Source organism: Haloarcula sp. H-GB5, from assembly GCF_054850705.1.
Genome location: NZ_JBTWBG010000022.1, coordinates 1 through 1,837, shown reverse-complemented (window position 1 = coordinate 1,837; position 1,837 = coordinate 1). Strand labels below are relative to the sequence as shown.

Sequence of the window (1,837 nt, the reverse complement as noted above, 5' to 3'; positions counted from 1 at the left end):
GGCGGGAGTCCGATGGCGACTGTCAACAGCTGCTGCATCCGGCTGCTTTGTTTTGATGTACGCTGCCCTCTGGGAGTCCATCTCGACGGAACTGTTTATAACTCCGTTTGCGTGGGTTCCCGTGGTTGCGCCACTGACTGGGGTTGCCTACGGGGTCGCAACCGAGCGTACTGAGTTCTCGCTGCGGAACCTGCCATCAGATCCGCGATTGATGGTCCAGCGCTTCCGTTGACGGGATATACTCTGATAACTGGTCCACGACCGAAGGGTCGAACGGGTCGGAGACGTGTCGCACGTTCCACAGTCCAGACTGATACACCTCAGACTTCGGCGAGTGGTATCCAAGCCAATCGAGGTCCGATGGCCCTGCAGACCGACGATGATGCGACACCATTGCGATGGTATGTGACTCAATCTCGGCTCTGTCACACTCGGGTCCGGGGTTGCCCGGAACGTCAACCCACAGAAACGGCAAATCCCGGATGTACTCCGACACGCGCTGTTCGAGTTCGTGCTCCTGCTCGCGAACAGCAGTCGTCTCGGCGTCGGGATTCGGTACGCCCCAGTGGGGATACTCGTCGTGCCAGCCGTGCTTCTCGATTAGCGCCCGTCCGACGTGTAGCCGGAAGATCGACCCGCGATGGTTGCCACCGCCGGCGTACTTCCCGCGAACGTTCCCACGATGTTGCCGGAGCCGGTTCCAGAGCGTGTTCGACGAGCCGGTACTGACGCCGACGGTGCCGATTCGGGAGAGTCGCCAGTCGACCGCTGTCGTTGCCCGAAGGTCGCTTGCTGGCGAGAAAAAGAAGTACACTCCTCGGTCGGGCCAGTCCAATCGCCCGGTCACGTCTCCGAGGTAGTACGGCCCTCCGATCTGGTCACGCAACTCTGCTAAGACACTCAAGAACTGTCCGACAGGACTGCCACCTGACGCTGCTGTGGAACGCATATTCGACTCCCTCGCCCACCAAGGGAGTCACAAAACACTCCTCTCAAGCACGTCTGGAAAAGCACGACCGACTGCTCAGCTGGCACCTTCGACGGCGTCGATCAGATCCGCCGCAGTCGACGAGATACGGTCCAGTCGGTCCCGCAACGTCTCTGGTGCGTCGCCGTCCCACGCTGCGAGGTAGAACGCCGAGTTGTCGGGGTCCAGCCCGAAGTGACGACTGACCACGTAGGCGACTGCCTCGGCTTCGACCTCGCGTTTCGACCGCTCCGCCTCATCCTCGACATTGAAGTGAAGCTCTGCATGGGCGAACTCGTGGATGAGTGTACTCGCGAGGGCGGCCCGATTCTCCCGGTCGACCGCTTCAACCATCGGATTCGTGGTCATGACGTTCCGACGCTCGCAAACGCCCCGTGCAGACCCATGCTCCCACTCTTCGGGAGTGACGATTCTTGCGTCGACACCGATCTCGTCGGTCGCGTCCAACAGGTCCTCGACAAGTCCATCCGGGTCGCCGTGAGCTTCTGTCTCCAGTTCGGGAAGCGGCTCGCCCTCAGTCTGGGAGATATCGAACACCGACGTTGGCCGGAACCCGACCAGTCCCCGCCGCCACTGCTCGGGCTCTGTCTCGTCGTACTCGCAATCAGTGTTCTCGTGATACGACGGCGAGTTCCCGCATTCGGGGCACTTCTTCGTGATGATCGGAGCCCAGATCCAGATCGCGTCCTCGCCTTGCTGGACGTAGCGGTCGAACTCGTCTTGCCACGTATTGTAGCCGGCGACTTGGGTTGCTTCGGGACACTGGAGCTTGATGAGTAGCGTGTTCCGGGCCGAGTAATCGTGGAACTTGCTCTGCACATCGAGCCACTGCTGGAACTGCTCACTGGT

Annotated in this window: 2 protein-coding genes; both read right to left on the bottom strand. The window is 60.9% G+C overall.

Features of this window, described 5'->3' with window-relative positions; genetic code table 11:
* Nucleotides 1–196 precede the first annotated feature (196 nt).
* Nucleotides 197–949, bottom strand: a complete 753-nt coding sequence (locus ACYJ11_RS21300; RefSeq protein WP_461649385.1) for a hypothetical protein — start codon at nt 947–949, stop codon at nt 197–199.
* A 75-nt stretch (nt 950–1,024) separates the two neighbouring features.
* Nucleotides 1,025–1,837 (bottom strand): DUF955 domain-containing protein (locus ACYJ11_RS21295; RefSeq protein WP_461649384.1); only part of this gene is annotated, 813 nt, incomplete at its 5' end.